The organism is Leclercia sp. LSNIH3 (genome assembly GCF_002935105.1).
GTDB classification, from domain to species: Bacteria; Pseudomonadota; Gammaproteobacteria; order Enterobacterales; family Enterobacteriaceae; genus Enterobacter; species Enterobacter adecarboxylatus.
The window spans coordinates 1,853,783-1,879,937 of sequence record NZ_CP026387.1 but is presented as its reverse complement, the minus strand read 5'-3'; the positions used below and the strand labels follow the sequence as shown (position 1 = coordinate 1,879,937).

At 60.1% G+C, this 26,155-nt stretch carries 25 protein-coding genes and 2 pseudogenes; 12 read left to right on the top strand and 15 right to left on the bottom strand.

What is annotated here, in order from left to right; all coding sequences use genetic code 11:
- Positions 1–20 precede the first annotated feature (20 nt).
- Genes C3F35_RS09085 through C3F35_RS09075 form a run of 3 tightly spaced genes read right to left on the bottom strand, consistent with a single transcriptional unit; the run spans position 21 to position 3,918 of the window.
- Positions 21–1,631 (bottom strand): MFS transporter, encoded by a 1,611-nt coding sequence (locus C3F35_RS09085; RefSeq protein ID WP_103792646.1) that lies wholly within the window; start codon positions 1,629–1,631, stop codon positions 21–23.
- The gene (locus C3F35_RS09080; RefSeq protein ID WP_098946283.1) at positions 1,628–2,041 is read right to left on the bottom strand and encodes a DoxX family protein; all 414 of its coding nucleotides are present in this window, start codon (positions 2,039–2,041) and stop codon (positions 1,628–1,630) included. The genes C3F35_RS09085 and C3F35_RS09080 overlap by 4 nt, the downstream gene beginning before the upstream one ends.
- A gap of 5 nt (positions 2,042–2,046) precedes the next feature.
- Positions 2,047–3,918 (bottom strand): amidohydrolase, encoded by a 1,872-nt coding sequence (locus tag C3F35_RS09075; protein WP_032616309.1) that lies wholly within the window; start codon positions 3,916–3,918, stop codon positions 2,047–2,049.
- Between the two features lie 237 nt (positions 3,919–4,155).
- Between C3F35_RS09075 and C3F35_RS09070 the strand changes: the two genes are divergently transcribed.
- From C3F35_RS09070 to C3F35_RS09050, 5 genes are read left to right on the top strand one after another with little or no spacing between them, the layout of a single operon-like run.
- A complete protein-coding gene (locus C3F35_RS09070) occupies positions 4,156–4,848 on the top strand; it encodes a hydrolase (protein ID WP_059308836.1) in 693 nt (230 codons plus the stop codon).
- A gap of 59 nt (positions 4,849–4,907) precedes the next feature.
- Entirely contained in the window at positions 4,908–5,117 is a 210-nt protein-coding gene (locus tag C3F35_RS09065) for a DUF1427 family protein (RefSeq protein ID WP_032616311.1), read from the top strand.
- Positions 5,114–5,371: a DUF1427 family protein gene (locus C3F35_RS09060; protein WP_103792647.1), complete on the top strand. Its 258-nt coding sequence runs from the start codon at positions 5,114–5,116 to the stop codon at positions 5,369–5,371. The genes C3F35_RS09065 and C3F35_RS09060 overlap by 4 nt, the downstream gene beginning before the upstream one ends.
- Positions 5,372–5,398: 27 nt before the next feature.
- Complete coding sequence (locus C3F35_RS09055) at positions 5,399–5,767, top strand: response regulator (RefSeq protein ID WP_032616313.1); 369 nt, start codon at positions 5,399–5,401, stop codon at positions 5,765–5,767.
- 56 nt (positions 5,768–5,823) lie between these two features.
- On the top strand, positions 5,824–11,421 hold the full coding sequence (locus C3F35_RS09050) for a trifunctional serine/threonine-protein kinase/ATP-binding protein/sensor histidine kinase (RefSeq protein ID WP_103792648.1): 5,598 nt from the start codon (positions 5,824–5,826) through the stop codon (positions 11,419–11,421).
- 15 nt (positions 11,422–11,436) lie between these two features.
- Here the strand turns inward: C3F35_RS09050 and C3F35_RS27350 are convergent, their stop codons facing one another.
- From C3F35_RS27350 to C3F35_RS26655, 6 genes and pseudogenes are all read right to left on the bottom strand, one after another.
- Positions 11,437–11,499 carry a hypothetical protein gene (locus C3F35_RS27350; RefSeq protein ID WP_390614056.1) on the bottom strand — a complete coding sequence of 21 codons (63 nt, stop codon included), beginning with the start codon at positions 11,497–11,499 and terminating at the stop codon, positions 11,437–11,439.
- Between the two features lie 59 nt (positions 11,500–11,558).
- Positions 11,559–11,675: pseudogene (locus C3F35_RS27245) on the bottom strand (LuxR C-terminal-related transcriptional regulator); the annotation flags it as partial.
- A 5-nt stretch (positions 11,676–11,680) separates the two neighbouring features.
- Complete coding sequence (locus tag C3F35_RS09035; RefSeq protein ID WP_032616315.1) at positions 11,681–12,280, bottom strand: response regulator transcription factor; 600 nt, start codon at positions 12,278–12,280, stop codon at positions 11,681–11,683.
- A gap of 476 nt (positions 12,281–12,756) precedes the next feature.
- Complete coding sequence (locus C3F35_RS09030; protein ID WP_103792650.1) at positions 12,757–13,143, bottom strand: VOC family protein; 387 nt, start codon at positions 13,141–13,143, stop codon at positions 12,757–12,759.
- Position 13,144: 1 nt separating this feature from the next.
- Positions 13,145–14,302, bottom strand: coding sequence for an MFS transporter (locus tag C3F35_RS09025; RefSeq protein WP_103792651.1), 1,158 nt, complete (start codon positions 14,300–14,302; stop codon positions 13,145–13,147).
- Positions 14,299–14,457 (bottom strand): hypothetical protein, encoded by a 159-nt coding sequence (locus tag C3F35_RS26655; RefSeq protein WP_155166262.1) that lies wholly within the window; start codon positions 14,455–14,457, stop codon positions 14,299–14,301. Before C3F35_RS26655 ends, C3F35_RS09025 begins: the two co-directional genes overlap by 4 nt.
- A 98-nt stretch (positions 14,458–14,555) precedes the next feature.
- On the opposite strand from C3F35_RS26655, the gene C3F35_RS09020 reads away from it, so the two are divergent.
- A complete protein-coding gene (locus C3F35_RS09020; protein ID WP_103792652.1) occupies positions 14,556–15,326 on the top strand; it encodes a DeoR/GlpR family DNA-binding transcription regulator in 771 nt (256 codons plus the stop codon).
- On the opposite strand, the gene C3F35_RS09015 is transcribed toward C3F35_RS09020, so the two are convergent.
- Positions 15,323–15,619 (bottom strand): hypothetical protein, encoded by a 297-nt coding sequence (locus C3F35_RS09015; protein ID WP_032616326.1) that lies wholly within the window; start codon positions 15,617–15,619, stop codon positions 15,323–15,325. The two genes, C3F35_RS09020 and C3F35_RS09015, sit on opposite strands and share 4 nt — an antisense overlap.
- Before the next feature lie 206 nt (positions 15,620–15,825).
- Here C3F35_RS09015 and C3F35_RS09010 point away from each other — a divergent pair, with 206 nt between their 5' ends.
- Positions 15,826–16,947 (top strand): ribosomal protein uL16 3-hydroxylase, encoded by a 1,122-nt coding sequence (locus tag C3F35_RS09010; RefSeq protein ID WP_103792653.1) that lies wholly within the window; start codon positions 15,826–15,828, stop codon positions 16,945–16,947.
- A 41-nt stretch (positions 16,948–16,988) separates the two neighbouring features.
- On the opposite strand, the gene C3F35_RS09005 is transcribed toward C3F35_RS09010, so the two are convergent.
- A complete protein-coding gene (locus C3F35_RS09005) occupies positions 16,989–17,174 on the bottom strand; it encodes a DUF2767 family protein (RefSeq protein WP_098946219.1) in 186 nt (61 codons plus the stop codon).
- A 210-nt stretch (positions 17,175–17,384) separates the two neighbouring features.
- Here C3F35_RS09005 and C3F35_RS09000 point away from each other — a divergent pair, with 210 nt between their 5' ends.
- The 3 genes from C3F35_RS09000 to foxA all read left to right on the top strand — a co-directional run bounded on the left by C3F35_RS09000 (position 17,385) and on the right by foxA (position 20,976).
- The gene (locus tag C3F35_RS09000) at positions 17,385–17,618 is read left to right on the top strand and encodes a DUF2171 domain-containing protein (protein ID WP_032616329.1); all 234 of its coding nucleotides are present in this window, start codon (positions 17,385–17,387) and stop codon (positions 17,616–17,618) included.
- A gap of 148 nt (positions 17,619–17,766) precedes the next feature.
- Complete coding sequence (locus tag C3F35_RS08995) at positions 17,767–18,747, top strand: helix-turn-helix domain-containing protein (protein WP_077226545.1); 981 nt, start codon at positions 17,767–17,769, stop codon at positions 18,745–18,747.
- Positions 18,748–18,867: 120 nt separating this feature from the next.
- Positions 18,868–20,976, top strand: a complete 2,109-nt coding sequence (gene foxA, locus C3F35_RS08990) for a ferrioxamine B receptor FoxA (RefSeq protein ID WP_103792654.1) — start codon at positions 18,868–18,870, stop codon at positions 20,974–20,976.
- Positions 20,977–21,066: 90 nt separating this feature from the next.
- On the opposite strand, the gene C3F35_RS08985 is transcribed toward foxA, so the two are convergent.
- Positions 21,067–22,482 (bottom strand): aminotransferase-like domain-containing protein, encoded by a 1,416-nt coding sequence (locus C3F35_RS08985; RefSeq protein ID WP_103792655.1) that lies wholly within the window; start codon positions 22,480–22,482, stop codon positions 21,067–21,069.
- A 176-nt stretch (positions 22,483–22,658) separates the two neighbouring features.
- Between C3F35_RS08985 and C3F35_RS08980 the strand changes: the two genes are divergently transcribed.
- Positions 22,659–22,820 carry a DUF1127 domain-containing protein gene (locus C3F35_RS08980; protein ID WP_032616332.1) on the top strand — a complete coding sequence of 54 codons (162 nt, stop codon included), beginning with the start codon at positions 22,659–22,661 and terminating at the stop codon, positions 22,818–22,820.
- A gap of 51 nt (positions 22,821–22,871) precedes the next feature.
- Here C3F35_RS08980 and C3F35_RS08975 read toward each other — a convergent pair whose 3' ends face one another.
- Together C3F35_RS08975 and pdxR are read right to left on the bottom strand one after the other, a co-directional pair.
- Complete coding sequence (locus C3F35_RS08975) at positions 22,872–23,126, bottom strand: DUF4282 domain-containing protein (protein WP_059308829.1); 255 nt, start codon at positions 23,124–23,126, stop codon at positions 22,872–22,874.
- Between the two features lie 113 nt (positions 23,127–23,239).
- Positions 23,240–24,631 carry a MocR-like pyridoxine biosynthesis transcription factor PdxR gene (pdxR, locus tag C3F35_RS08970; RefSeq protein ID WP_103792656.1) on the bottom strand — a complete coding sequence of 464 codons (1,392 nt, stop codon included), beginning with the start codon at positions 24,629–24,631 and terminating at the stop codon, positions 23,240–23,242.
- 101 nt (positions 24,632–24,732) lie between these two features.
- Between pdxR and C3F35_RS08965 the strand changes: the two are divergent.
- A pseudogene (locus C3F35_RS08965) lies at positions 24,733–25,213 on the top strand (carboxymuconolactone decarboxylase family protein).
- Here the strand turns inward: C3F35_RS08965 and C3F35_RS08960 are convergent.
- Complete coding sequence (locus tag C3F35_RS08960) at positions 25,200–26,102, bottom strand: LysR family transcriptional regulator (RefSeq protein WP_103792657.1); 903 nt, start codon at positions 26,100–26,102, stop codon at positions 25,200–25,202. The pseudogene C3F35_RS08965 and the gene C3F35_RS08960 sit on opposite strands and share 14 nt — an antisense overlap.
- Positions 26,103–26,155: the final 53 nt, after the last annotated feature.

Genomic DNA, 26,155 nt, shown 5'->3' with positions numbered 1-26,155 from the left:
TCAAAGTGTTGTTGTAGGTTCTAAACCGGCGCCACCAGGTAGCGGGTCGCCGGAGGTGCATCGCCCTGATGAAAAGCCAGCACGCGGCTTTGCAGCAGGTGGTCATTCATGGTGTGGCGCTCCTGCAGGCGCAGGTGTTCCACCCAGGATCCCATCAGGAAGGTCTCGATATAAAGACCCGGCTGGTCGATATCTTCATACACCGCCCAGCTGATGGCTCCCGCACGGCGGCGCACCCGGCGCAGCTCGTGGACGGCCTTCAGGAACTCGCTTACCGCTTCAGAATCAATTTGATACTCGCAGGAGACCAGCACCGGGCCGCGCTCGTTGGGGATGCTCTCCCGCGCGTCATCGGCAATCAGGCCGCTGGTATCGAGGTTCAGGTTAGGATCTTTCTCCAGCTTCCAGCGCAGCACCGTGGCGCTGGCGAGCAGCATCCCGATGGTCGCCACGCAGAGTGACGTGGCGGTGTTCACGTGCGAGGCAATCTGTCCCCAGATGGCGCTGCCTGCGGTCATCGAGCCGAAGAAGACCGTCAGATAGACCGCCAGCGCCCGGGCTTTCACCCAGCGTGCGGCGCTGCGTTGCGCCCCCAGGTTGAGGGTGGAGAGCACGGCAATCCACGCAAAGCCGGTGAAGAACTCAAACAGGTTCAGCAGCCAGAAGTGGCGCACGAAGGCCAGAGCCAGCATGGTGAGAGCAAAGACCAGGCTCGCCGCCACCATCAGTTGATCGGCGTTCAGACGCTGGCGAAGACGCGGCAGCAGCACCGCCCCGGCAATCGCTCCCAGTCCGATGCAGGCCAGCATAATGCCGTACCCTGCCGGACCGAGACCCAGCTCCCGACGCGCCACCAGCGGCAGCAACGCCCAGCCCGCACTGGCGAACACGAAGAACGCCACGGTGCGAATCAACACGTTACGCAGCACCGGGGCAGCATGAACGTAGCGCACGCCGGCGCGCACCGCCGAGAAAAAGTGCTCCGGCGGCAGGCGCTGCACCGAGGCCGCAGGCTTCCAGCGCCACAGCACCCAGGCCACGCCCAGCACCGACAGGGCATTGAGCATGAACACCATCCACGGCCCGGCCAGCGAGAGCAAAAAGCCCCCCAGCGCCGGGCCGATGGCACGACTGATGTTAACCCCGAGGGAGTTCAGCGCCACCGCCGGACCCAGTTCGGCTTTGCTCACCAGATCCGGCACCACCGCCTGGAACGGCGGCGAACTCATGGCGCTGCCAACGCTCAACAGAAACGCCGCGGCCAGCAGCACCGTCGGCGTCACCTGCCCGGTAAAGGAGAGGATCGCCAGCCCCGCTGCGGCAATAAACATCCACAGCTGGGAGAAGAGCAGGTACTTACGCCGGTCGACGATATCCGCCATCACCCCGGAGGGCAGGGCGAAGAGAAACATCGGCAGGCTGCTTGCGGCCTGCACCAGGGCGATATCCAGCGGATCGGCGCTCAGGGTTAGCATGCTCCAGTTGACCCCCACGTCGCTCATCCATGAGCCGACGTTCGAGACCACCGTGGCGATCCACAGCATACGGAACACCCGCTGATGCAGCGGCTGCCAGGTGGACATCGCCGGGGCAGACGGATGCTCCACGTGCGAGTCGGTAATCTGGGTCATGCGAATCTCTCCGTAACACGCGAACGTACCCGCCACGCGCCAGGGCCGGTGATCGCCAGCGTGGTGAAGATGATCAGCAGCAGCCAGCCAAACTGACCTTCAGCAATCGACCAGCCCGGATGCACCACCAGCATCGCCACCAGCAATACGGCGATGATCGGTACGCAGGCCAGACGGGTCGCCACGCCGAACAAGATCAGGATCGGGCAGATCACTTCGGCGACGATCGCCGGGATCAGGCTGAAGTACGGCCCGAAGCCAAAGGGATCTTCGATCCGCGTCAGTTCTTCACTGAAATGCAGCACCTTCGGCAGGCCATGCACGTACAGCAGCAGCAGGCTGCCGGTGATACGCAGGAAGAACAGCCCCAGGTCAATCCGGGGCAGGGTCTGATGTGAAGTTGAGTTCATCATGATTAAAACGCAAAGCAGCTGCAGCCCAGCGCTCCCCAGAAGGCGTTATCGTCGGCCACCGGCATCTCAGCCGTGCGGGCAAAGTCATGCGCGTGGTTGTGTACGCCGCACGGGCCGCTGCAGTGGTGAACAGCCTGCATTCCCACGCGGGTAGCCTGAGGCGGTGCGCTGCGGTAGTGACCCGGCACTTTCACCACCGGCGACCACTCCGGCAGGACCGGGATCGCAGGCGGAGCCAGTGGACCAAAGCTGCCTGCGGCGTAGACGATATTGCCATCCACCACCGTCAGTACCGACTCGATACCTTTGATTTCCTCTTCCGGTACGCGGAAGAAGTCTTTGCTCAGTACCGCCAGGTCAGCGAGCTGGCCCTTTTTGATCTGGCCTTTCTGGTTCTGCTCGTTAGAGAACCATGCGCTGCCCTGGGTCCAGAGCATCAGGGCGGTGTCGCGATCCAGACGGGCGCTGTGATCGTACATCTGCATCCCGCCGACGGTGCGGCCAGAGACCAGCCAGTAGAGCGCGGTCCACGGGTTATAGCTCGCCACGCGGGTGGCGTCGGTGCCCAGACCCACCGGTACGCCGGTCTCGAGCATGCGGGTAACTGGCGGAGTATGGCGCACCGCTTCCATCCCGTAACGCTCGGCGAAGTACTCGCCCTGGAAGGCCATGCGGTGCTGCACGGCAATGCCGCCGCCCAGCGCCTTGATACGATCGATGTTGCGTTGGGTAACGGTCTCGGCGTGGTCGAAGAACCAGTGCAGGCCATCAAAGGGGATCTCGCGGTTCACTTTCTCGAAGACGTCCAGCATCCGGCTGATGGACTCATCGTAGGTGGCGTGCAGACGGAACGGCCAGCGGTGCTCCACCAGATGACGCACCACGCGCTCGAGTTCGTCTTCCATGCCAGGCGCCAGATCCGGGCGCGGCTCGAGGAAATCTTCGAAGTCAGCTGCCGAGAAGACCAGCATCTCGCCTGCGCCGTTATGGCGGAAGAAGTCGGTGCCCTGGCCCGGCTTGAGCATATCGGTCCACTTCTCGAAATCTTCCAGCTCGTGGCCGGGACGCTGGGTAAACAGGTTGTAGGCGATACGGATCGTCATCTGCTTTTTCTCATGCAGTTCGGCGATCACTTCGTAGTCTTCCGGGTAGTTCTGGAAACCGCCGCCCGCGTCGATGGCGCTGGTTAAGCCCAGACGGTTCAGCTCGCGCATAAACTGGCGGGTGGAGTTTACCTGCTGCTCCAGCGGCAGTTTTGGCCCTTTGGCGAGGGTGGCGTAAAGGATCATGGCGTTCGGACGGGCGATCAGCATCCCGGTCGGGTTGCCGTTGGCGTCGCGCTGGATCTCACCGCCCGGTGGGTTCGGCGTATCTTTGGTATAGCCGACCACTTTCAGCGCCGCGCGGTTGAGCAGGGCGCGGTCGTACAGGTGCAGGATAAAGACCGGCGTATCCGGTGCGGCTTCGTTGATCTCGTCTAAGGTTGGCATCCGGCGCTCGGCAAACTGAAACTCGTTCCAGCCGCCCACCACGCGTACCCACTGTGGCGACGGGGTGCGCAGCGCCTGCTCTTTCAACATCCGCAGGGCATCGGCCAGTGACGGCACACCTTCCCAGCGCAGTTCGAGGTTATAGTTCAGCCCGCCACGGATCAGGTGCAGGTGCGAGTCGTTCAGGCCCGGGATGGCGGTGTGACCTTTCAGATCCACCACTTTGGTGGCGTCGTCGTGGTATTGCATCACTTCCGCAACGGTGCCCACGGCAAGGAATTTGCCGTCGCGCACGGCAACCGCTTCGGCGAGGGGATTTTCACGATCGACGGTATGAAACTGGCCGTTTACCAGAATCAAATCTGCTTTAGCAGAGGAAGTCATAACTGCTCCTGACTGAGAGGGGAAATGTCAGGATTATTGGAACCGGTTACCTAAAAAAACCAGTTATACAATGGGATAGGTATACCAAAGTATAACTATACCTCCGTATAACTATACGAAAGGTTAATTATACAAAGAGATAATTACGCCGGGCGTAAGGGAGACATAGGATGCAGGCAACGCATCGTCGCAGTGTCCTGCGGCGGGTTTCACCTGTTAACCTCACTGGATACCATTATGTCTAACTCAAAACTCGAAGTGTTAACCCCTGATAACTGTCAGATGATCTTTATCGACCAGCAGCCGCAGATGGCGTTTGGCGTGCAGTCTATCGATCGTCAGGTCCTGAAAAACAACGTGGTGGCGCTGGCGAAATCGGCCAAAGTGTTCAACATCCCGACCATTATCACCACCGTTGAGACCGAAAGCTTCTCGGGTAACACTTTCCCTGAACTGCTGGACGTGTTCCCGGGTAAAGACATTCTGGAACGTACTTCCATGAACTCCTGGGATGACCAGAAAGTGCGTGACGCCCTGAAAGCCAACGGCAAAAAGAAAGTGGTGGTATCCGGTCTGTGGACCGAAGTGTGCAACAACACCTTCGCCCTGTGCGCGATGCTGGAAGGCGACTACGAAATCTACATGGTGGCTGACGCTTCTGGCGGCACCTCGAAAGACGCCCACGACTTCGCGATGCAGCGCATGATCCAGGCTGGCGTGATCCCGGTGACCTGGCAGCAGGTGATGCTGGAGTGGCAGCGTGACTGGGCGCATAAAGAGACCTACAACGCGGTGATGGATATCGTGCGTGAGCACTCCGGTGCCTACGGCATGGGCGTTGATTACGCTTACACCATGGTGCACAACGCGCCGTCTCGCCAGAAGAGCGAGCACGAAACCCTGGCCCCGGTTCCTGCCCCGGTCCGCTAAGTGTGTCGCGGCAGGCTGGGCCCTCATCCGGCCTGCCGTTGATCTCTCTGGAGTTCATCATGAGTACTGGGTTAATTTCCCTCGCGGCAGGCGTGTTGATTGGCCTGCTGTACGCGCTGCTGAAAGTGCGCTCTCCCGCCCCGCCCGCGCTGGCGCTGATTGGCCTGCTGGGTATGCTGGCCGGTGAACAGGCCACCCGTCATTTTTTGCATGCTGACGACACCGCGCAAAAAGCGCCCGTCACCCTCTCCACAGGAGCCTCGTCATGAAAGCCTGGGTTGTTTCGCTGAGCTGTGGAATTCTGGCAGGGGTGATTTATGCCGCAATTGATGTACACTCGCCCGCACCCCCGGTCGTCGCGCTGCTGGGGCTGTTTGGCATGCTGGTGGGTGAACAGCTGATCCCGATTGGACGCCGTCTGTTCAGCCGTCAGCTGACGATGACCTGGTTTCGCCACGAATGCGTTCCCAAAATCAGCGGCACTGCGCCTCCACCCGGTCCCGGCGACGGTCGCGAGGGTTAATCACGTTTTCGTTTGAGGAAAGAGAGCATGCCGCAGCGCATAGCCATCATTGATGATGAACGGTCTGTTCGCAGCGGGTTAAGCAACCTGCTGCAGTCGGAGGGGTACGCCACAGAAGCCTTCGACTCGGCGGAGGGGTTTCTCAGCCATCCCACCGCGCTGGCAGACGCGGCGCTGGTGATTGCCGATATCCGCCTGCGGGGGATGACCGGACTCGAAATGCTCGACAAACTTCGTCTCATCGCCACCTCGCCACCCCCACTTATTTTTATTTCCGGTCATGCGGATGACAATATGCAACGCTACGCTGTTGATCACGGCGCCGTTGCTTTTTTGCGCAAGCCGATTAATGTCGAGGTATTGCTGGCGCACATTCAGCGCGCGCTCACAGCCTGACAACCGCGACAAACCTCCCCACGAGAACCATTAATGAAGAACAATAAGGAACGTGGATGAACAACTCATCGCTGCCTGCTCGCTGGCCCGCCCCCGGAAATTTATCCGAAGGGCGGGCTTTTGTGCTTAAAGAAGACGTTATTTTTACCCCACTGGGGCAGGAGGGGAGCCTCTGCTGGCTGAATGCCCGTCTGCCCAGTTCCGGCGGGTCGTTTATTATCGCCACCGGGGTGAGCGATGAAGAAGAGGCCAGCGCAACGCGCCTGCTGCGCAACGAGTTTGCCCTGCGGGAGTACCTGAGCGACGACTGGGCCATCCGCCCGGTCGCCAGCACGCAGTACCACGGGCGCTTTGCACTGGTTTATGCCCCCTTTTCGTTTGTGCTGTTAACAAGGATTGTCGGCGCGCCGATAGCCTGTATCCAGAGCTTCCTCGATCTGGCGATCCGCATCAGCCTGCCGCTGCGCCTGATGCACCTGCGCAACCTGGTACACGGGGATATCAAGCCCGGCAATATTTTCATTCACGACGATAACAGCTGTCGGCTGGGGGGCTTTGGCCTGTCGTCCGGCACCTCGCAAGAGCTACAGCAGGCGCGGCTGGCGATCATCGGCGGCACGCCGGCCTATATGTCGCCGGAACACACCACCCGCACCCAACGCGCGGTGGACAGCCGCAGCGATCTCTACAGCCTGGGCGTTGTGCTTTACGAACTGCTCACCGGCAGCCTGCCGTTTGAACCGGGAAGCCAGGATCAGGGCAAATGGGCGCACTACCATATCGCCTCCGAGCCGCGCGCCCCCGGCGTGGTGTGCCCCGGTGTGCCCCCCATGCTGTCGGCTATCGTCCTCAAGCTGCTGGCAAAAAAACCGGAGAACCGCTACCAGACCGTTGACGGCCTGATCGCCGACCTGCGCCGCTGTCAGGCCACCCTGAGTGGCGACGGGGATATTGCCGCCTTTACCCCTGGCCTGCAGGATCGCTCCCCCGCGTTTTATCTTACCGACACCCTTTACACCGCCCATCCGCAGGCGGCGGATCTTATTCACGCCTTTGATCGGGTCAGCCGCGATAACCTCGCCGGATTCGTGGCGATCAGCGGCCCGTCGGGGATCGGAAAATCCTCGCTGATCGCCTCCGGGCTGAAGGCCCTGCAACACCGCAGCGTGCTGCTGGCGGTGGGCAAGGTGGATCAGTTTTCCCCCACGCTGCCCTATGCGGCGTTAACCTCGGCGTTTCGTACTCTGGTGCTGCACCTGCTGGGGCTGTCGGCGGAGGAGGTGGCCCAGTGGAAGGTGCGCCTGTCGCGCGAGCTGGAGGGCTACGAAGCCTTAGCCGTCAGCCTGGTGCCGGAGCTGCGGCTGCTGCTGGATAACAAGCCGCGCTTCACCAGCGACACCTTCTCCATCGACACCCGGGCGCGCTTCAGCCATATGGTGCTGGCGCTGGTGAAAGCCTTCGCCAGCGCGGGCTGCCCGCTGGTGCTGCTGCTGGACGACATCCACTGGATCGACGCCGCCAGCCTGCAAATCCTGGAGTATCTGCTGATCCACGCCAGCACCGTGCCGCTGCTGATGGTGGTGGCGCACCGGGATGCCTGCTCGCTGCCGGACAGCGCCCTGCATCATCAGCTGGCGAATCTGCACCTCGCCTCGCGTAATACCACCGAGCTGCGCCCGGAGCCGCTGTCGGTGAAGGCGGTGTCGCTCTGGCTGGCGAATATCTTTCATACCCGCTCGGCCAGCACTCTCGATCTGGCCGGGTTGATCCACGAGAAAACCGGCGGCAACCCGCTGTTCGTCCATGAGTTTTTCCGCCGGATCGTCGATGACGGGCTGGTAGCACATAATAAATATCAGGATAAATGGCACTACGATCTGCACGCCATCCGCACCCGGCACTACACCGAAAACGTGGTCACCCTGGTGCTACAGCAGCTGGAGGAGATGCCGGACGACACCCGCCGGCTGCTGGGCAGCATCGCCTGCCTGGGCGGTAGCGGCGAGCTGGAGATGGTCTGCCGGGTCGTGTCGATGTCCACGGCGGAGATCCGCTATGCCCTGCACCCGGCGGTGACGGCGCAGCTGATCGCCCTCAGCGACGAAGGCTATGCCTTTACCCACGACCGGGTGCAGGAGGCGGCCTTCGCCCTGCTGGATAACGCCGAGCGTAGCCGTCTGCACCTGACCACCGCCAGCCTGCTGGCAGAGTCGGCCCGTCAGGCGGCGGGCAATGAGATCCTGTTCCGCGCCGTGCATCACGTCACGGCGGCGCTGGACTGCATTCAGCCTGCGCCCCAGCGCCAGATGTTCCGCGAGCTGAGCCTGCTGGCGGCCCGCCGCGCCCGGCGTTCGGGGGATTACCTGTCGGCCCTGAGCTATATTCAGACCGCCCGTGCGCTGGGCAACGCCGGTTCGCTGCCGGAGAGCGCCAGCGACTTCACGCTGGACAGCGAAGAGGCCGGGTGCCAGTTCGCGCTGGGCAATCTCGACGGCACCCGTCGGCTGTGCGACCGCATTCTTAGCTCCGCCGGCGGGCTGGCGGAAAAAGCGCTGGCGGCCAACCTGCTGACGGAAGTCTATATGCGCCAGTCCGACAACCGGCTGGCGCTGGAGGCGGCGCTGAGCTGGCTGGCGGTGTTTGGCATTCACGTCAGCCGCTACCCGGAGACCGCCGAGTGCGACGAGGCCTGGCACAGCCTGTGCAACCGCGTCGGCGATAACCCGCAGGGCCATTTTGCCGCGCTGCCGCGGATGAACGACGGTGACACCGAAGCGGTGATGAACCTGCTCAACAGCGCCTGCGTGTTCGCCAGCTTTACCAGCTCGCGCCTGCATTTCGTTCTGCTGTGTCGGATGCTGCACCTGACGCTGGATCACGGTATTACCGGCGCGTCTGCCCCGGCGATTGCGTGGTTCGGGGTGCTGATTGGCCACCGTTATGCCGAGTATCGTCTCGGTTTCCAGTACGGCACCCTGGCGCGGGAGCTGGTTAGCCGCCACGGCTACGACGCTTTCGAAGCCAAAACCCTGCTGCCGCTGGATCAGCTCAGCGTCTGGACCCAGCCGCTGTCCTTCACCATCGAGTGCGCCAAAGCCTGCTTCACCTCCGCCGTGACGCACGGCGACATGACGATGGCCTGCTTTGCCGCCTGCCACCAGGTGATCAACTTCCTTACCCGGGGCGATCATCTCGATGGGGTGCTGACCAGCATCGAGCGCGGGCTGGCCTTTGTGCGCAAAACCCATTTCCAGGATGTCGAGGCGATCCTGCTCATCCAGCGCCACTACGTGGAGCACCTGCGCACACCGGTGAGCGGCCACTGGAGCGCCAGCGATGTGCTGCCAGAATCCCTGCTGCCCGCCGCGCCGGAGCAGGCTACGGAGCAGACCTCCACCATGCTGTTCTGGTTCTGGCTCTATCGTGGCATGGCCCACTTCGCCTGCGGCGAATTCCCGCAGGCGGCAGATAATCTTGCGCAGGCCGGGCGCTTTGCCTGGTCTGCCCCCGGTCATATTCATCTGCTGGATTACCATCTCTACAGCGCGCTTACGCTTTCGCAGCAGCTGACCCCGGAGACCTTTTCCGCCGATCTGCGCCGCCAGATCCATCTTCACTACGACAAAATCGTCCTCTGGGCGCGGATCAATCCGGGCAGTTTTGCCGATAAAGAGGCGCTGATCTACGCCGAGATCGTGCGGCTGGACGGGATGAACAGCATCGCCCTTGAGCAGTACGAGAAGGCGGTGCGCCTGTCACGGGAAGGGGGCTTTAATCCGTTCAACGCCCTGGCGCACGAGCTGGCCGGGCGCTTCGCCCATGCCTGCGGCTACACCACCGCCGCCGATGCCCATTTCCGCGGGGCGATGACCGCCTGGGGACGGGCCGGGGCGCAGTCTAAGGTGCGCCAGCTGGAGCGGGATTTCCCGTACCTGCTCTCCCCCGGTCAGGCCAACGCCTGGGACACGGTGGCCTTTGCCCGCAACGAAGAGATCCGCGACCTGCAAAGCGTGATCAAGGCCTCGCGTGCCCTCTCGGAGGAGATCAATCTTGAGCGGCTGATCGAAACCCTGATGACCATCCTGCTGGAGCGGGCCGGGGCGCAGCGTGGCCTCTTGATTCGGGTAAATGACAACAACATCCCGGAGATCGAGGCCAGCGCCAGCACCACCACCGACGGGGTGCGGGTGCAGATCCGCAAAGAGGTGCCGATGGCCACCGACATGCCGCTGACGGTGCTGGCGGCGGTGATCCGCACCGGGCAGGAGATCCACACCGGCAAACCCGAAGAGTTTCACCCCTTCAGCCAGGATCCCTATCTGGTGACCTCCGGCGCGGCGGTGATGTGCGTCCCGATGTTCAAGCAGGCGCGGCTGGTGGGGGTGCTCTATCTGGAGAACCGCCTGATGCCGGAAGTCTTCACCGTCGAACACTCCCGGGTGGTGAGCCTGCTGGGGGCGCATGCCGCCATCTCTCTTGAAACCGCCCGCCTGTACGCCGAACTGCTGGAAGAGAACCTCCAGCGCCGCCGGGTCGAGAAAGAGCTGCGGGCCAGCCAGACCTCGCTGATGCTGGGGGAGCAGATCAGCCACACCGGCAGCTGGCGCTGGGAGCTGGAGCAGGATCTGATGTTTATGTCGGAAGAGTACGCCCGCATTCTGGGGCTGCCGGAGAAGCAGAAGATGATCTCCATGGCCGAGTTTCTGACCTTTGTGCATCAGGATGATTATTCGCGCATTAGCACCCTGGTGACCGAGAGCGTGCGCGACGGCCTGACCATGCGCGCCGAGTTCCGCATAATCCGCGCCGACGGCGCCACCCGTACCATTCTGGGGATTGGCGATCCGGTGGGGGTGGGTAGCGAGGTGAACGAGTATTACGGCATCATCACCGACATCACCACCCAGCGCAGGGCCGAAGACGCCATGCGCGTCGCCCAGGCAGAGCTGACCCGCGTTTCGCGCGCCACGACCGTCGGGCAGTTAACCTCGTCCATCGCGCATGAGATCAACCAGCCGCTGATGTCGATTGTCGCCAATGCCGGGGCAAGCCTGCGCTGGCTCAACCGCGATCCGGCCCGGCTGGATAAAGCCCGCCTCGGGCTGGAGGAGATTGTTTCAGAGGGCGAGCGGGCAGGGGAGATCATCCGCAGCCTGCAATCCCTTACCCGCAAGCAGGATCCGGTCTTTGCCCGCATCGATCTGCACCATCTGGTGCGGCACATCATCACCCTGTCGCGCAGCGAGCTGGAGCAGCGACGCATCAGCGTCAACTATGCCCTGGCGGCAGAAGACAGCTTTATCGTGGGGGACAGCGTGCAGATCCAGCAGGTGTTGCTGAACCTGGTGATGAACGCGATAGAGGCAATGGCCGAGATCGCGGATCGCCCAGGCACGCTGGTGCTCTCGACGTCGAATCCTGAAGGCGGGGGGATTACATTTGAAATGGCTGACAGCGGCACCGGCATCGAACCGGGGTTAACCGAGCGTATTTTTGACTCGTTCTACTCCACCAAAGCCCAGGGGATGGGGGTGGGGCTGACCATCAGCTATAGCATTATCGAGCGCCACCGGGGCAAGCTGACGGCCCGCAATCGCGAGCCGCATGGCTGCGTTTTCGCCTTTACGCTGCCGCTGGCAGCCAGCATGGTGTGACGCTGACGGCGGATTTCAGGTCAGGCGCTCTGCGGCCCTGACCCGATCCGCCAGCGAGCGGGCCTGCATCTTATCCATCACCCGGCGGCGATGGCCTTTCACCGTGATTTCGCTTCTCCCGGCTCTGACGGCGGATTTCAGGCCAGGCGCTCTGCGGCCCTGACCCGATCCGCCAGCGAGCGGGCCTGCATTTTATCCATCACCCGGCGGCGATGCACTTTCACCGTGATTTCGCTTCTCCCGGCTCTGACGGCGGATTTCAGGCCAGGCGCTCTGCGGCCCTGACCAGATCCGCCAGCGAGCGGGCCTGCATCTTATCCATCACCCGGCGGCGATGGACTTTCACCGTGATTTCGCTTACCCCCAGCTCGGCGGCGATCTGCTTATTCAGCAGCCCGCTGATCGCCAGCTGTAACACCTGTTGTTCACGGGGCGTCAGCGAGAGGTGGCGCTGCTTAAGGGAGTACTGCTCGCGCAGGTGCAGGGCATTCTCTTCCGCCTGCTTAAGCGCCGCGCTAATCGAGTCGATCAGATCGTTCGACGCCACCGGCTTAGTGAGAAACTCGTATGCGCCGCCTTTTATCGCCTTCACCGACATGGGAATGGTGCCATATCCGGTGAGATAGATAATCGGGATCTCACGCCCGCTGGCCTTTAGCGTATCCGCCACCTCAAACCCGCTGATGGTGGGCATCTGCATATCGAGGATCACGCAGGAGGGCACATCTTCAAACCTGTGTTGCAGAAAAGATTCTGCCGAAGAAAAGTCGAGGGCGTTCAGCCCGGCAGACTCCAGCAGCCCGACAACGGACCGCCTGACAGCGTGATCATCATCAACGACATAGACAATGTGTTCCATTAATAGCCCCAATGTTTCCGCCTGACAGAGATGAGAGGATTTTCGCTCAGCGTGAAAACTACCTCCCGGGTGTTCAAGCGGTTATGGCGGCAGTTTTATGAACGCAGCAACTTTAACACATTAATTATCATTATCATTTAACAATATGATAACTGTATGAAAGCGACGGATAAGATATCAAAACCGCTTTTCATATTGGATAAGCGTAGGCCAGGAATGGTCAAATTGTCGTCAATTGAGAGGGGGGAAACGCCAGTTTTATGAAGCGGGTGCTTGCCAGACGCACGGACGATCCCCTCTCTCCTTTGGGGAGAGGGTCAGGGTGAGGGGATTACTCCCCCACCAGCTCAATACGGTTTCCATCGGGATCCGCAATTCAATCAGGAGGGGGGAAACGCCAGTTTTATGAAGCGGGTGCTTGCCAGATGCACGGACGATCCCCTCTCCCCTATGGGGAGAGGGTTAGGGTGAGGGGATTACTCACCCACCAGCTCAATACGGTTTCCATCGGGATCCGCAATCACGGCTTCATAATAGCCGTCTCCGGTCATACGAGGGGCGCTCAACAGCGTGTGGGTTGCCCGCGCCTGCTCCGCCATCCGATCCACATCCGCTTTGCTGCCGACGTTCAGGGCGATATGCGCCCAGCCGACAAATTCCGCATGCGGCGGCGTATCGGCCAGATCCGGGACGGTCATCAGCTCGATGGTCGGCCCGTCGCTGAAGGTCATAAAGTGGGACGCAAACCCCGGGCGATTTTTACTCAGGTAGCGTTCGTTGCGGCGTGCGCCAAATACCGACTCCCAGAAGTCTACCTGGGCGTCCAGGTTGCGGGTCCAGAGTGCGACATGTGCAATATTCATATCATCCCTCGCTGCGGGCGGGTTGGTTGGCGGTAACGGTCACGGAGAGCATGGCGACGACCAGCATCAGCAGCATAATGACCATAAACGCCTGGGTTAAAGAGGTGGCATGCGCCATATAACCGATAATGGCAGGCCCGGCGAGCACGCCGAGGTAGCCCATCGTGGTAATTGCCGGGACGGCGACCGCCTGCGGCATGCGGGTCTGACGGCCAACGGCGGAGAACATCACCGGCACGATATTGGCGCAGCCGGCACCCACCAGCACATAGCCCACCAGCGACAGCTGCCACTGCGGAACAAAGGTCACCAGCGCAAAGCCGACTGCGGCCACGATCGCGCCACCCACCACCGCGCGCAGAGCGCCCGTGCGGGCGATAAGCCGGTCGCCGGTTAAGCGGAAAATCGTCATTGCCACCGCAAAGCAGGTGAAGCCCAGCCCGCCCAGCGACTCCGGTACGCCGCGCACTTCGGTGAGGAACACCGCGCTCCAGTCCAGCACTGTCCCTTCGGCGAGGAACACCGCAAAGCAGATAGCACCAATCAACAGCACCACGCCGCGCGGCACGGCAAACGCCGGGCCTGTGGAGGGGTTGGCCCACGGCAGCAGCCCTTTCAGGCTGGCGGCGAGCATCAGGATAACGCTCAGGATGATGATCAGGCAGGCGACAACGGCGCTGGCACCCAGGGTCAGTAGCAGGGTCATCGCCCCGGCCCCCGCGATGCCGCCGACGCTGTACATGCCGTGAAAACCGGACATTACCGGCTGAGGGGAGTCGCGCTCGACGATGATCGCCTGAATGTTCATGGCGCAGTCCGTCACCCCTACGCCCACGCCGAACAGCAGCAGCGCGGCGGCCAGCAGGCGCGGATCAGGGATGATGGCCAGTAGCGGCGTGGTGAGCATGACAATCGCCAGTGCCGTGACGATCACCCGACGGCAACCGTAGCGGCTGGTCAGCATCCCGGTGAGCGGCATCGCAATCAATGCCCCCATCCCCAGACAGAGCAGCAGCGAGCCAAGCGTGGCCTCGTTAACGCCGGTATTGGCTTTGGCGTAGGGCACCAGCACCGCCCAGGTGGCGGTCACGTATCCGGCAATAAAAAAGACGATCCGAGTGGCAAGCCGATGGACGGCTCCGGTGGTCTGATGGGTCATTTTATATCCTTATAAGGTTTCAATATGGGAGGGGCGGGTGTTTTGTGTTGCACCTTCTCCCCCGGGCGCGAATTTGCAGTCTCAGGCTTAAACAGGAAGCCGTCATAAGGGTGGGTAGCGGGCACCTGCTGACGGTAATCATCATAGTATTTCATCGTGACGCTCCGGTTTCGGGCCTGGTGGATTGACAGAGCGCGCCGACATGCAACATTATGCACATTGTTGCTCGATTCAAATCCAGAGAAGATAATTTATGCTCGATTATGCAGCTTTCCCGGAACAACGACAAGATCTGATCCGCCAGATCCTGCAGGAAAATGGCCGAGTGGTCTGCGCCGAACTGGCGACCCGGATGCAGGTATCGGAACATACCATTCGCCGTGATTTACAGGAGCTTAGTAAAGAGGGGATCTGTAAGAAGGTCTATGGCGGGGCAGTGCTGCAGCTGGCGGATGCCGGAAACTTTCACAGCCGTGAGCAAAAAAATCACGCAAAAAAAGCCACGATCGCGCAGAAAGCGGCAACCCTGATCAAAGCAGGAAGCTGCATTTTTATTGACACCGGCACCACCAACCTCGCGCTGGCGAAGGCCCTGCCGTCGGATCTGGCGATCACGGTGGTAACCAACTCCCCGGCCATTGCCGCGGAACTGCTGCATCACCCTTTGTGCGAGGTGATCATCACTGGCGGCCAGATCCAGCGCACCTCCGGCGGTGCGGTGGGGGCGACGGCGGCCAGCCAAATCCAGGGGATTATTTTCGATCAGGCGTTTATCGGCGGCTGCGCGATGGATCCGGGGATGGGACTGACCGGGTTCGACTTTGCCGACTGCGAGTTTAAAAAAGCCGTGATCGCCCAGAGCAGCCAGACCATTGTGGCGCTCACCACCGATAAAATTCCGGGCGTGGCACGCTTTGTGGTGGCGAAAAGCCGTGATATCGACGTGCTGGTGGTGGAGGCGGGCCTGGATAATGAGGCGATGGCGGCCTTAGCGGCGCAGGATGTGCGGGTGATCAGTGCCTAACGTACCTCAAACACCACCGCCGTCCAGTTAACTTTGGTGTAGGGCGGAAACGCGGGGCAGGGGTCGATACGGGTACAGGCGCCGGACCAGATAAAGGTGTCCTCATCAATCCTGTACCAGTGCGGATTGCCCTGCACCGCGTCGCCGACTACCGCCGCCTGCACACGGATACGGCTCCCCGCAGGCAGCTCACTGGCCACAGGCGAGAACACCGACGGGTGCTCTTTGCGCGTATAGACTTCCATCAGGGTCTTTACCTGGGCGGTAACGGGATATTCGGTAAACTGGCTCATGGTAGCTCTCATGACGGTACACTCTTTGTCATTAACGATATAAGTCGCTCTCTATCTCGCGCTCACGATAAAGCGTGAAACTGTCAGTCTGTGTCATGCGAAAGTCTGAATGAGACAGATTTCACCCCCGCTTGACCCATGACAAAGCAGCCAGCCCCGGCCCCTTCCTATAATCAGGCCCGTTTATCTTTTCACTGGTGCTCACCATGGCGTATCAACTCAACCTGAACTGGCCGGAATTTTTAGAAAAATACTGGCAAAAGAAACCTGTCATTTTAAAGAACGCCCTGCCCAACTTTATCGATCCTATTAGCCCGGATGAGCTGGCAGGGCTGGCGATGGAGCCGGAAGTGGACAGTCGCCTGGTCAGCCATAAAGAGGGTAAATGGCATGCCAGCAACGGTCCGTTCGAGCACTTCGACGGCTTAGGCGATACCGGCTGGTCGCTGCTGGCGCAGGCGGTCAACCACTGGCACGCCCCGGCTGCGGAGCTGGTACGCCCGTTCCGTGTACTGCCGGACTGGCGTCTCGATGACCTGATGATCTCCTTCTCCGTCCCGGGTGGCGGCGTGGGGCCGCATATCGACCAGTACGATGTGTTTATCATTCAGGGGATGGGCAGCCGCCGCTGGCGCGTAGGGGACAAGCTGCCGATGCGTCAGTTCTGTCCGCATCCGGCGCTGCTGCATGTCGATCCCTTTGAGCCCATCATCGACGAAGATCTGGCCCCGGGAGATATCCTCTACATCCCACCTGGATTCCCGCATGACGGCTTCACCCACGAGACGGCACTTAACTATTCGGTGGGCTTCCGTGGCCCGAACGGCCGGGATTTGATCAGCAGCTTTGCCGATTACGCCCTGGAAAACGATCTGGGCGGCGAGCATTACAGCGATCCCGATCTGACCTGTCGCGAGCATCCGGGCCGGGTGGAAGAGTACGAACTTGAACGCCTGCGTCAGATGATGATGGCGATGATCAGCCAGCCGGACGACTTCAGAGACTGGTTTGGCAGCTTTATCTCCACTCCGCGTCACGAGCTGGATATCGCCCCTGCTGAGCCGGAATACACCACGGAAGAGGTGCTGGACGCACTGCTGGGCGGCGAAACCTTAACTCGCCTGAGCGGGCTGCGGGTGCTGAATATCGGCGGGAGCTTCTTCATCAACAGCGAGAAGCTGGAGACGGTAGACGCAACGGCGGCAGATGCGCTGTGCCGCTATACCGAGCTGGGCCAGGCTGAGCTGGGCGCTGCGCTGCAAAATCCGGCGTTTGTGGAAGAGCTGACCGGGCTGATTAACCAGGGTTACTGGTTCTTTGACGAGTAATCGTTAAGACGGCGCGGGGCGCACGCCCCACGCCGCTATCGCTAAGCCGCGAGGATATGACAGGCCTTCCAGTAATCAAGCAGGCGGTCGTCATCGTTTTCTCGCTCGGCTTTCGTTTTCATGGCCCGGGCAAGATTCTCTCTCGACACTTCCTGGCCTTTTTGTACAACGTCTAAAACCGCTTCACCAAGAGCCAGGGATATTTCGGTACGATTGGCTTCTACCATATATGCCTCCATGTTGAGTGCGTGACAGTAATTATGCCGCATAATAACGTTGCTGGAATATTTATAGGCGCATTCTTATATATTTCGCTTGTTCTTTAAACGTGCCGGGAAATATGTTTCGAAATGCTAATGAGGCGGTAAATAAATTATTTATGGTCTACAGTTAGTTTCGTGACACAACCCGTAGAAACCTGATGAGGAGAATTAATTATGGTAAACAAGAGTGAAATCAAGGAACATGCTCCGGTTGTTGCAAGCTGCGGTCACCACGTCGGTACAGTTGACCATCTTGACGGCGAGCGTATTAAGCTGGCAAAAAACGATTCCGAGTCTGGCGGCAAACACCATTATATTCCGCTGGAGTGGGTCGATAAAATTGACGGCAATAAAGTCGTGCTGAATAAAAATCACGAAGAAACCTTTGCCGCCTGGCAAGAGGCGTGATTAACAGAATTGCCATAAAATAATATTTAAACGCTGGTGTTATGCCAGCGTTTAAATACGTTTTAAGCGAAGCGGAATATACCCGCATTGCCGCTGCGTTAAAGGAGTGATACTGTTTTATTTTTAATAGCTTCCTCCAGGCGCAGGTATGTCCAACACAACGCTCCATAATCCCACCGCTGCAACGAAAAAAACCTTTTCCGTGGCAGACTTTAAGGTGTTTGGCGAGCGCTACGGTATCGACTATCGCTTCCCTCTGCTGACGGATACCAGTGCCAACACCAGCCCCGTTCTGCACGGCGATGTCGAAGAGATGATCCTGCCGTCCGGCATCTCGTTAACCCATTCCGACGTGCGCGTGCTGCAACCCTATGAAACGACCTCCCGCCACAGTAGCCCCCTGTATGTACTGGTGGTGCTGGAAGGCTGTGTAACCCTGACCCTCAGCGGCGAAGTCTACTCGGTGCGACCCGGCATGGCGTTTAGCGCCAGGCTCAGTGAACAGCAGGCCATGTCTGCCCGTCATGATGCCGATATCGCCCTGAAAACCCTCTCCTTTGGCGTTTACCCCGACGATGCCCGTCGTGAAAGCCTGCTCGCCTCGCTGCTGGAGCAGTGGGAGAAGCTCAATGCGCCCACCTTTGTCTGGCAGGTACCGGATTTTGTGCTGGCCGGTATTCAGCATGCCCGGCAGCGCGAGCGCAGCAGTCTGTCGCGCCAACTGTTACTGGAAGGGGTGATGTATCAGCTGCTGGGCCATGGCCTGCACCTGCGTGAGCAGCAGGGTACGGCGCTGCCTGGCACCACTGGCGGCGAGCACGCCCGCCTGGAACAGATCCGTCATCTGCTGGCACAGTCCCCTGAGCAGGATTACACCCTCGCTCAGCTGGCCGCCCGGGCGGCGATGAGCCCCAGCAGCCTGCGCAGCAAGTTCCGTCAGGCCTACGGCTGTACGGTGTTTGACTACCTGCGCGACTGCCGTCTTAGTCTGGCGCGCCGCTATCTGCTGGAAGGCCACAGCGTGCAGCAGGCGGCGTGGATGTCGGGCTATCAGCACGCCACTAACTTTGCCACCGCCTTTCGTCGTCGCTACGGCGTCTGTCCCGGCGCGGTGCGCAGCGACCGTTAATCCGCTTTTCCCCATTCGCCAACGCCTTTTGTGCGGTTTGGCATTACGCATACGTACTCTGGCGGCGCGCATAGCTATCTTCGAAATGAAAAAGGTAATAATTCTTATTAACAATTAGAAATGCCTTTGGAGATTTTCATGTTCGCTAAAACGCGGCTGGCACTGCTGGTGGGATGGGTTACCGGGAGCGTCGCACTCCCCCTGATGGCGCAGGAGACGCCGAAAACCGAAACCGTGGTGGTGACCTCGCAGATGCAGAGTGGTGCCACCAAGCTGGCGACCCCGGATATCGAGACCCCGCAGGCGGTGTCTATCGTCACCCGCGAGCAGTTCGAAGAGCAGGGCGCCACCAGCGTGCGTCAGGCGGTGAGCTACACGCCAGGGGTTTATAGCAACCAGATCGGCGCTTCAAACCGCTTTGACTACATTGTGCTGCGCGGCTTCTCCGACGGCAGTCTGGATAACGTCTATCTCGACGGCCTGAAGATGATGGGTGACACCAACTCTCACAGCTCATTGGTGGTTGACCCGTGGTTCCTGGAGAATATCGAAGTGGTGCGCGGCCCGGCGTCGGTGCTGTATGGCCGTTCCTCACCGGGCGGGATTGTGGCGCTCACCTCGCGTAAACCGTCGTTCGATCCGGGCGGCGAGATCAAGCTGTTCGCCGGGAATAACGATCAGCGCGGGGCGATGTTTGATGTTACCGGTGCGCTGGACGACAACGACCGCGTGGCGGCGCGTCTGAGCGGTATGACCCGCTATGCCGATTCCCAGTTTGATCCGCTGAAGGAAGAGCGTTACGCGCTGATGCCGAGCCTCACCTGGCGCATCACCGATAACACCCGTCTGGATCTGATGGCCTATCTGCACCGCGATCCCGAGGGCGGTAGCCACTCCGGCCTGCCGTACGACGGCACCGTAGTGCCACACGACGGCAAAATGATCTCCAATACCTTCTTTGAAGGCGAGGACGATTACGATAAGTACGATCGTCGCGAGAATATGGTCGGCTACAACATTGAGCATATGTTTGACAGCGGTTGGTCCGTGCGCCAGAAGCTGCGCTATCTGCATACCAAAGTGGAGCTGAATCAGGTCTATGCCGCTGGCTGGCTGAACGAAACCGAGCTTAACCGCGGGTATTCCGGCTCGGACGAGAAGATGGATGCCATCACCCTGGATAATCAGATCGACGGCAGCTTCGATACCTGGGCAGTGAACCACCGGGTGCTGATCGGCCTCGATTATCAGGATCGCAGCAACGACACCACCGGCTATTCCGGCGGCTTCCCGCCTATCGACGCCTTCCACCCGGTGTACGGCGCGAAGCCGGATTACATCACCATGTACAGCCAGGAGAAGCACAAGCTGCGCCAGACGGGCTACTACCTGCAGGATCAGCTCTCGCTGGATCGCTGGCGTCTGACCCTGGGCGGTCGCTACGATCAGGTGAAGGTCTCGAACATCGACAAGCTGAACGATACCCGCAGCGATCTGGACAAGAACAACTTCAGCAGCCGTGCGGCGCTGTTATACCTGTTTGATAACGGTATCGCGCCGTACATCAGCTACTCCACCGCCTTTACCCCGACCAGCTTTGCCGATGCCAACGGCGATCTGCTGGATCCAATGAAAGGCAAGCAGTGGGAAGCGGGCGTGAAGTTTGAGCCGGAGGGGATGAACAGCCAGTTCAGCGCCTCGGTGTTCCGCATCAACCAGAAAAATATCGCCACCAAAGAGGAGCCGACCGATCCGTACCGCTCTATCGGAGAGATCGAGTCTGAAGGGGTCGAGCTGGAAGCGGTGGGGCAACTGACCGACAACCTGCGTCTGCAGGCGGCCTATACCTATACCGACATCCGCTACAAGAAGAGCAGCCCGGAGGAAGAGGGCAAGCGTGCGGTCTATGCGCCGCGCAATATGGCCAGCGGCTGGCTCAGCTATGACGTCAAAACCGGGCCGCTTGATGGCCTGACGGTGGGATCGGGCGTGCGTTACGTCAATGGCGTGACCAGCGACCGCATGAACACCCATACGCTGTCGTCGTACACGCTGGTGGATCTGGCGGTAGGCTATGATCTGTCGAAGGTCGGACTGACAGGGGTAAGCGCGCAGCTGAACGTCAACAACCTGACGGACGAAAGCTACGTGGCGGCCTGTAACTCGCTCTCATACTGCTATTTTGGTGCCGAGCGCAGCATCGTCGGCAGCGTGTCCTGGAAGTTTTAAGCTGACATTGCCCGGTGGCGCGCGAAGCTGACCGGGCCTGGGTTTTTCCCTCTCCCTGTGGGAGAGGGCATCAGGCCGCACGATACTGCACTACGCCTCCATCGCAATATGAATCGCCTCGCCCATCTTCTTTAACGCCTCGCGGTTCTTCTCGTTCGGCGGCAAGGCCACGTTGATCCGCAGACAGTTGCGATACTTCCCTGAGGCCGAAAACAGCGATCCCGCCGCGGCCTGGATCTTCAGGCGACTCAGCTGCTTGCTGACGCACACCATATCCACCTTCTCCGGTAGCTCCACCCACAGCAAAAAACTGCCCTGCGGGCGCGTAACGCAGATCTCTGCCGGAAAATACTGCCGCACCCAGCACGTGTAGCGCTCCATATTTTGCTGATAAATCTGGCGCATACGGCGCACGTGGCGATGGTAATGACCATCCCGAATAAACGCGGCGACCGCCATCTGCGTCCCCGGCACGTTAAACCCACCCGCGGCATATTTCATGTGCATCACCCGGTCGTAATAACGGCCCGGCACAATCCAGCCGACGCGCAGCCCGGGGGCCACGGTTTTGGTGAAGGAGCTGCACAGCAGCACGCGGCCGTCGATATCAAACGAGTGGATGGTGCGCGGGCGCGGGTAGTCCGCCGCCAGCTCGCCGTAAATATCGTCCTCGACGATGACAATATCGTGGCGCTGGGCCAGGGCCAGCACCTGACGTTTACGCGCCTCCGGCATGATAAACCCGAGCGGATTATTGCAATTGGGCACCAGGATCACCGCTTTAATCGGCCACTGCTCCAGGGCCAGCTCCAGCGCTTCGATGCTGATCCCGGTCTGCGGATCGGTGGGGATCTCAATCGCCTTGATGTTAAACCCGCGCAGCATCTGCATGGTGCCGTGGAACGACGGCGACTCCACCGCCACAATATCCCCCGGCTGGCACACCGACAGCAGCGCCAGCGACAGCGCCCCGTGACAGCCGTTGGTGATCACAATCTCGTTTGCCGCTACCGTCGAGCCACCGTCCAGCATCAGGCGGGCGATCTGCTCGCGCAGCTCCTGTCGCCCTTCCAGCACGTCGTAGCTCAGCATTTCCCCGGGATGGTGCTGGGCAATGCGGCTCATCTCGCGCCACAAGGGTTTCAGGCTCGGCTGGTTCAGATCCGGCGAACCGCCGCCAAAAGAGATCATTTCTTTATCGGCGCGGGCATCGAGGAGCATCATCACCTCATCCCACTGGGTCACCTCTACCGGACGCTGGACCGGGCGGGTCATCGCCGGAACGGGCGGCTGTGCTTTGCGTGAAGAGACAAAATAGCCGGAGCGCGGCTGGGGGGTGATCAGCTGGAGGTTTTCGAGGATCTGATAGGCCTGCTGTATGGTGCTGATGCTAACGCCATGCTCCTGGCTCAGGGCGCGCACTGAAGGCAAACGCTCCCCACTGCGATACAGCCCTTGTTCAATGCGTTGTGCCAGGATATTGGCCAGATGTTGGTAACGCGTCATGCTGTATCCTTGGTTGTCGCCATACAGATCTAAAAACCAGTACAGATTGCCGCAAAAAACGGCATTCAGATACTGTTTTAGCGGATCTGTATGTTAAACAAAAGTTGTTTTTGAATCTGTATTGTCCACCCCGATCTCCATGATGATAACCCCACTGACAAGGTGAGGAGCGCATCATGGAATTTTATGAAAACCGGGCAAAAAGGCCGTTTGCGGTGTTTATCTGGATGGGTCGGGCAGTGAAAAGATGGTATCGCATCAACCGCACGCGCCGCATTTTACGCCAGATGAGCGATGAGCAGCTGAAGGATGTCGGGCTGTCACGATTTGATATGTAGCGGATTGCCCAGTGGCGCTACGCTACCGGGCCTACAGAGTGTGCTCTGGCGTTACTCTACGGTGGATTTCCCGGTGTTCTCGGCAATACGGCGCAGATATTCGTTATTTTTAAACGCGACCATGATCAGCTCGAACATCACGCGGGTGCCGATCAGGCTGCACAGCATGCCGAAAAAGCCGGCAATAAGATGCTCGGTAAACATGGAGTAGATGCCGCCGAGCAGAATAAACAGCATGACGATCCAGTAGAAGAAGACCAGTACGCGCGGTGTTAACAGATAATCGAATCCCAGAAGTGATTTCATTTTTTTGTCCTTAAACATGTAATTTAGCGCGTCGATTATAAAGACCGTGGCGGTAATTCATACCTTAATGATTGTCTGAAAACGGCTTTTTATGGTGCAAAATCAGGGGGTTGCTATTTCAGGAGATCGCAGGTTTGGCTTTTTGGCCGCGTGAGTAGCGCAACGGCCTCGTCGTAGCTGCGCACGTTGTTATACCCCATCACCAGCCCGTAGCGTTTGCCCGATCCGCTGTACCACGCCGACAGGGCATTCACCTGCAACTGCTGCTGTTGCCAGCAGTGGGCGATTTCCCGGTCACAGCTGCCTTTGGTTAAAAACGCCACAATATGCATCCCGCCGTCGTTCTGCTCGGTGAAGAACCGCTCCCCGTAGACCTCATGCAGGGCGGCGATCATCCAGTCGCGCCGCTGCTGGTACAGGGCGCGCATCTTTTTCAGATGGCGGAAGAAGTGGCCGTCGTTGATGAAGGCGGTCAGGATCTTTTGCGTCAGCACCGGCTGGCCGCTGGCGAGCAGATCGGCGGTATCGTTAAAGGCTGACACCGTGCTGGCGGGCATCACCACGTAGCCGAGACGCAGCGACGGCATCACGGTTTTGCTGAAGGTGCCCATGTAGATCACCCGATCCTGACGATCGAGGCTTTTCAGCGACGGCAGCACCTTGCGGGTGTAGTGAAATTCGCCGTCGTAATCATTTTCGATGATCCAGGCGTCATTCTGCCCGGCCCAGTCGAGCAGTTGCTGCCTGCGGGGTAACGACAGCGTCACCGCCAGCGGGCTTTGGTGTGAGGGGGTGACGATAACGAAACGGGCGTCGGGGTGGTGGTGCAACAGATAGTCGGTGTCCATGCCTGAACGATCCACCGGCACGGTGTGCAGGCGCGGAACGATACGCCGGAGCAATTGCTGGCCCATAAAATAGCCCGGATCTTCAAACACCACCTTATCGTTGCGGCTGGCAAGGGTATCGAGGATCAGCCGCAGGCTGCCGCTGTAGCCGCTGGTAATCAGCACCTGATCCGGGGTGCAGGACAACCCGCGGGAAATATTGAGGTAGCTGGCGATGGCCTGACGCAGGGGTGTCCAGCCCATCACCGGCGGACTGAGCATCTCCTCCTGGCGCATGGCGCGCACCGCCTGGCCCGCCAGCAGCAGCCATTTCTTGTACGGGAAACTGTCCAGCGCCGGGATGCCGGGGCGCAAAAAACCGCTGCGTTCGCGCTGGCTGACCAGCGATTCAGGCAATGCACCGGTCAGCGGGTCGGCAGGGGGCGGTGGCGAGACGGGGAGGGTCAAATCCGGGTTCACCCGCGTGCCGCGCGCGCCCTGGCTCACCAGATAGCCTTCGCCGGTGAGAATGGCATAGGCGGTTTCCACCGTTTTGCGCGCCACCTTCAGCTCTTCCGCCAGCACGCGGATGGCGGGCACCTTGTCGCCGGGCTTGAGGATGCCGCGGGTAATGTTGTCCCGGTAGCGGGTATAAATCTGGTGATAGCCCGGCTTCATGTCCTACCTAGTTTCGCGCTTTTTGTATCTTTTTACTATGTCATGAACGGCGTAAATTTGCCCCATCGCATTTCATATGCCGCACATCAAGAGGAAAGACAATGAGCACTCGCGTTAACCACCATAAAGCCACACCTGCCCTCGCTAAAGCGCTGTCCGACCTGAGCATGGCGGTGGGCCAGACCTCCATCGACCCGGCGCTCAAGCACCTGATCGACATCCGTGTCTCCCAGCTCAACGGCTGCACCTTCTGTCTGGATATGCATTCGAAAGAGGCCAAAATTGCCGGGGAACGCGAGCTGCGCCTGTACCATCTGGCCGCATGGCGTGAGTCACCGCTGTTCAGCGCCCGTGAAAAAAGCGGCGCTGGCCTTCACCGAAGCGCTGACCCAGATCGGGCCGCACGGCGTCAGCGACGTGCTCTACCGCAGCGTGGCGGAACACTATTCGGACATTGAGATCTCCGAGCTGAACTTTGCGATCGTGGCGATCAACGCCTGGAACCGTCTGGGGATCACCTCCCGTATGGCACCCGGCTCGCTGGATAGCGCCTACGGCCTGAACAAAGCTAATCTCGAGTAAGACCGCGCTCCCGGATCATCGCCACCAGCGCCCGCAACCCCGGCGGGACGTGGCGATGCCCGGGATAGTAGAGGCGCAGCCCGGCAAAGGGCTGCGACCACTCCTCCAGTACGCTCACCAGCTCCCCGCTTTGCAGCTCCTGCTGAATATAGAGTTCCGGTAAAAATCCTACCCCCAGACCCGCTTTCACCGCCCGGATCGAGGCGAACAGATCCGAGGTGGCAAAGCGCGGCGGCACCGCCAGGGCTACCTGCTCCCCACGTCGCGCCAGCTCCCAGCGATAGATCCCGCCGTGGGCCATCCGCATGCCGATCCCCTGGTGATGCAGCAGATCGTCCGGGGTTTGCGGTATGCCGTAACGGGCAAAATAGTCCGGCGTGGCGGTGACGATCTGGCGAATATCGGGGGTCAGCGGCACGGCGATCATGTCCTGCGGGACGGATTCCGCCAGGCGAACGCCCGCGTCGTAACCCTCTGCCACGATATCGATCATCCGCGCTTCGCTTACCGCTTCGACGCGTATTTTCGGGTAGCGGATCATGTAGTCGATCAGCAGCGCATCCAGGAACAGGGTGCCAACATTGTTGGGAACGTTCAGGCGCAGGGTGCCAGCAGGCTCATCGGTATCGCTGTGGATCTCTTCATCGGCCTGACGGATTTCCTGCAACGCCGGGCCGATCCGCGCCACATAGCGTTGCCCGGCGTCGGTAAGCCCCACGCTGCGGGTGGTGCGGTTAAACAGACGGGTTTGCAGGCGGCTTTCCAGCCCGGCAACGGCGTTGCTCACGGCGGTGGCCGACATCCCCAGCTCCTGGGCGGCGGCGCGAAAGCTGCCGCGACGTACCACGGCCATCACCACTTCCAGCTCGATCAGTCCTGAACGGTGCATAGATTATCCTGAAAATCGAAACAACCTTTGCAGCATAGCGTGGATTATCGCAA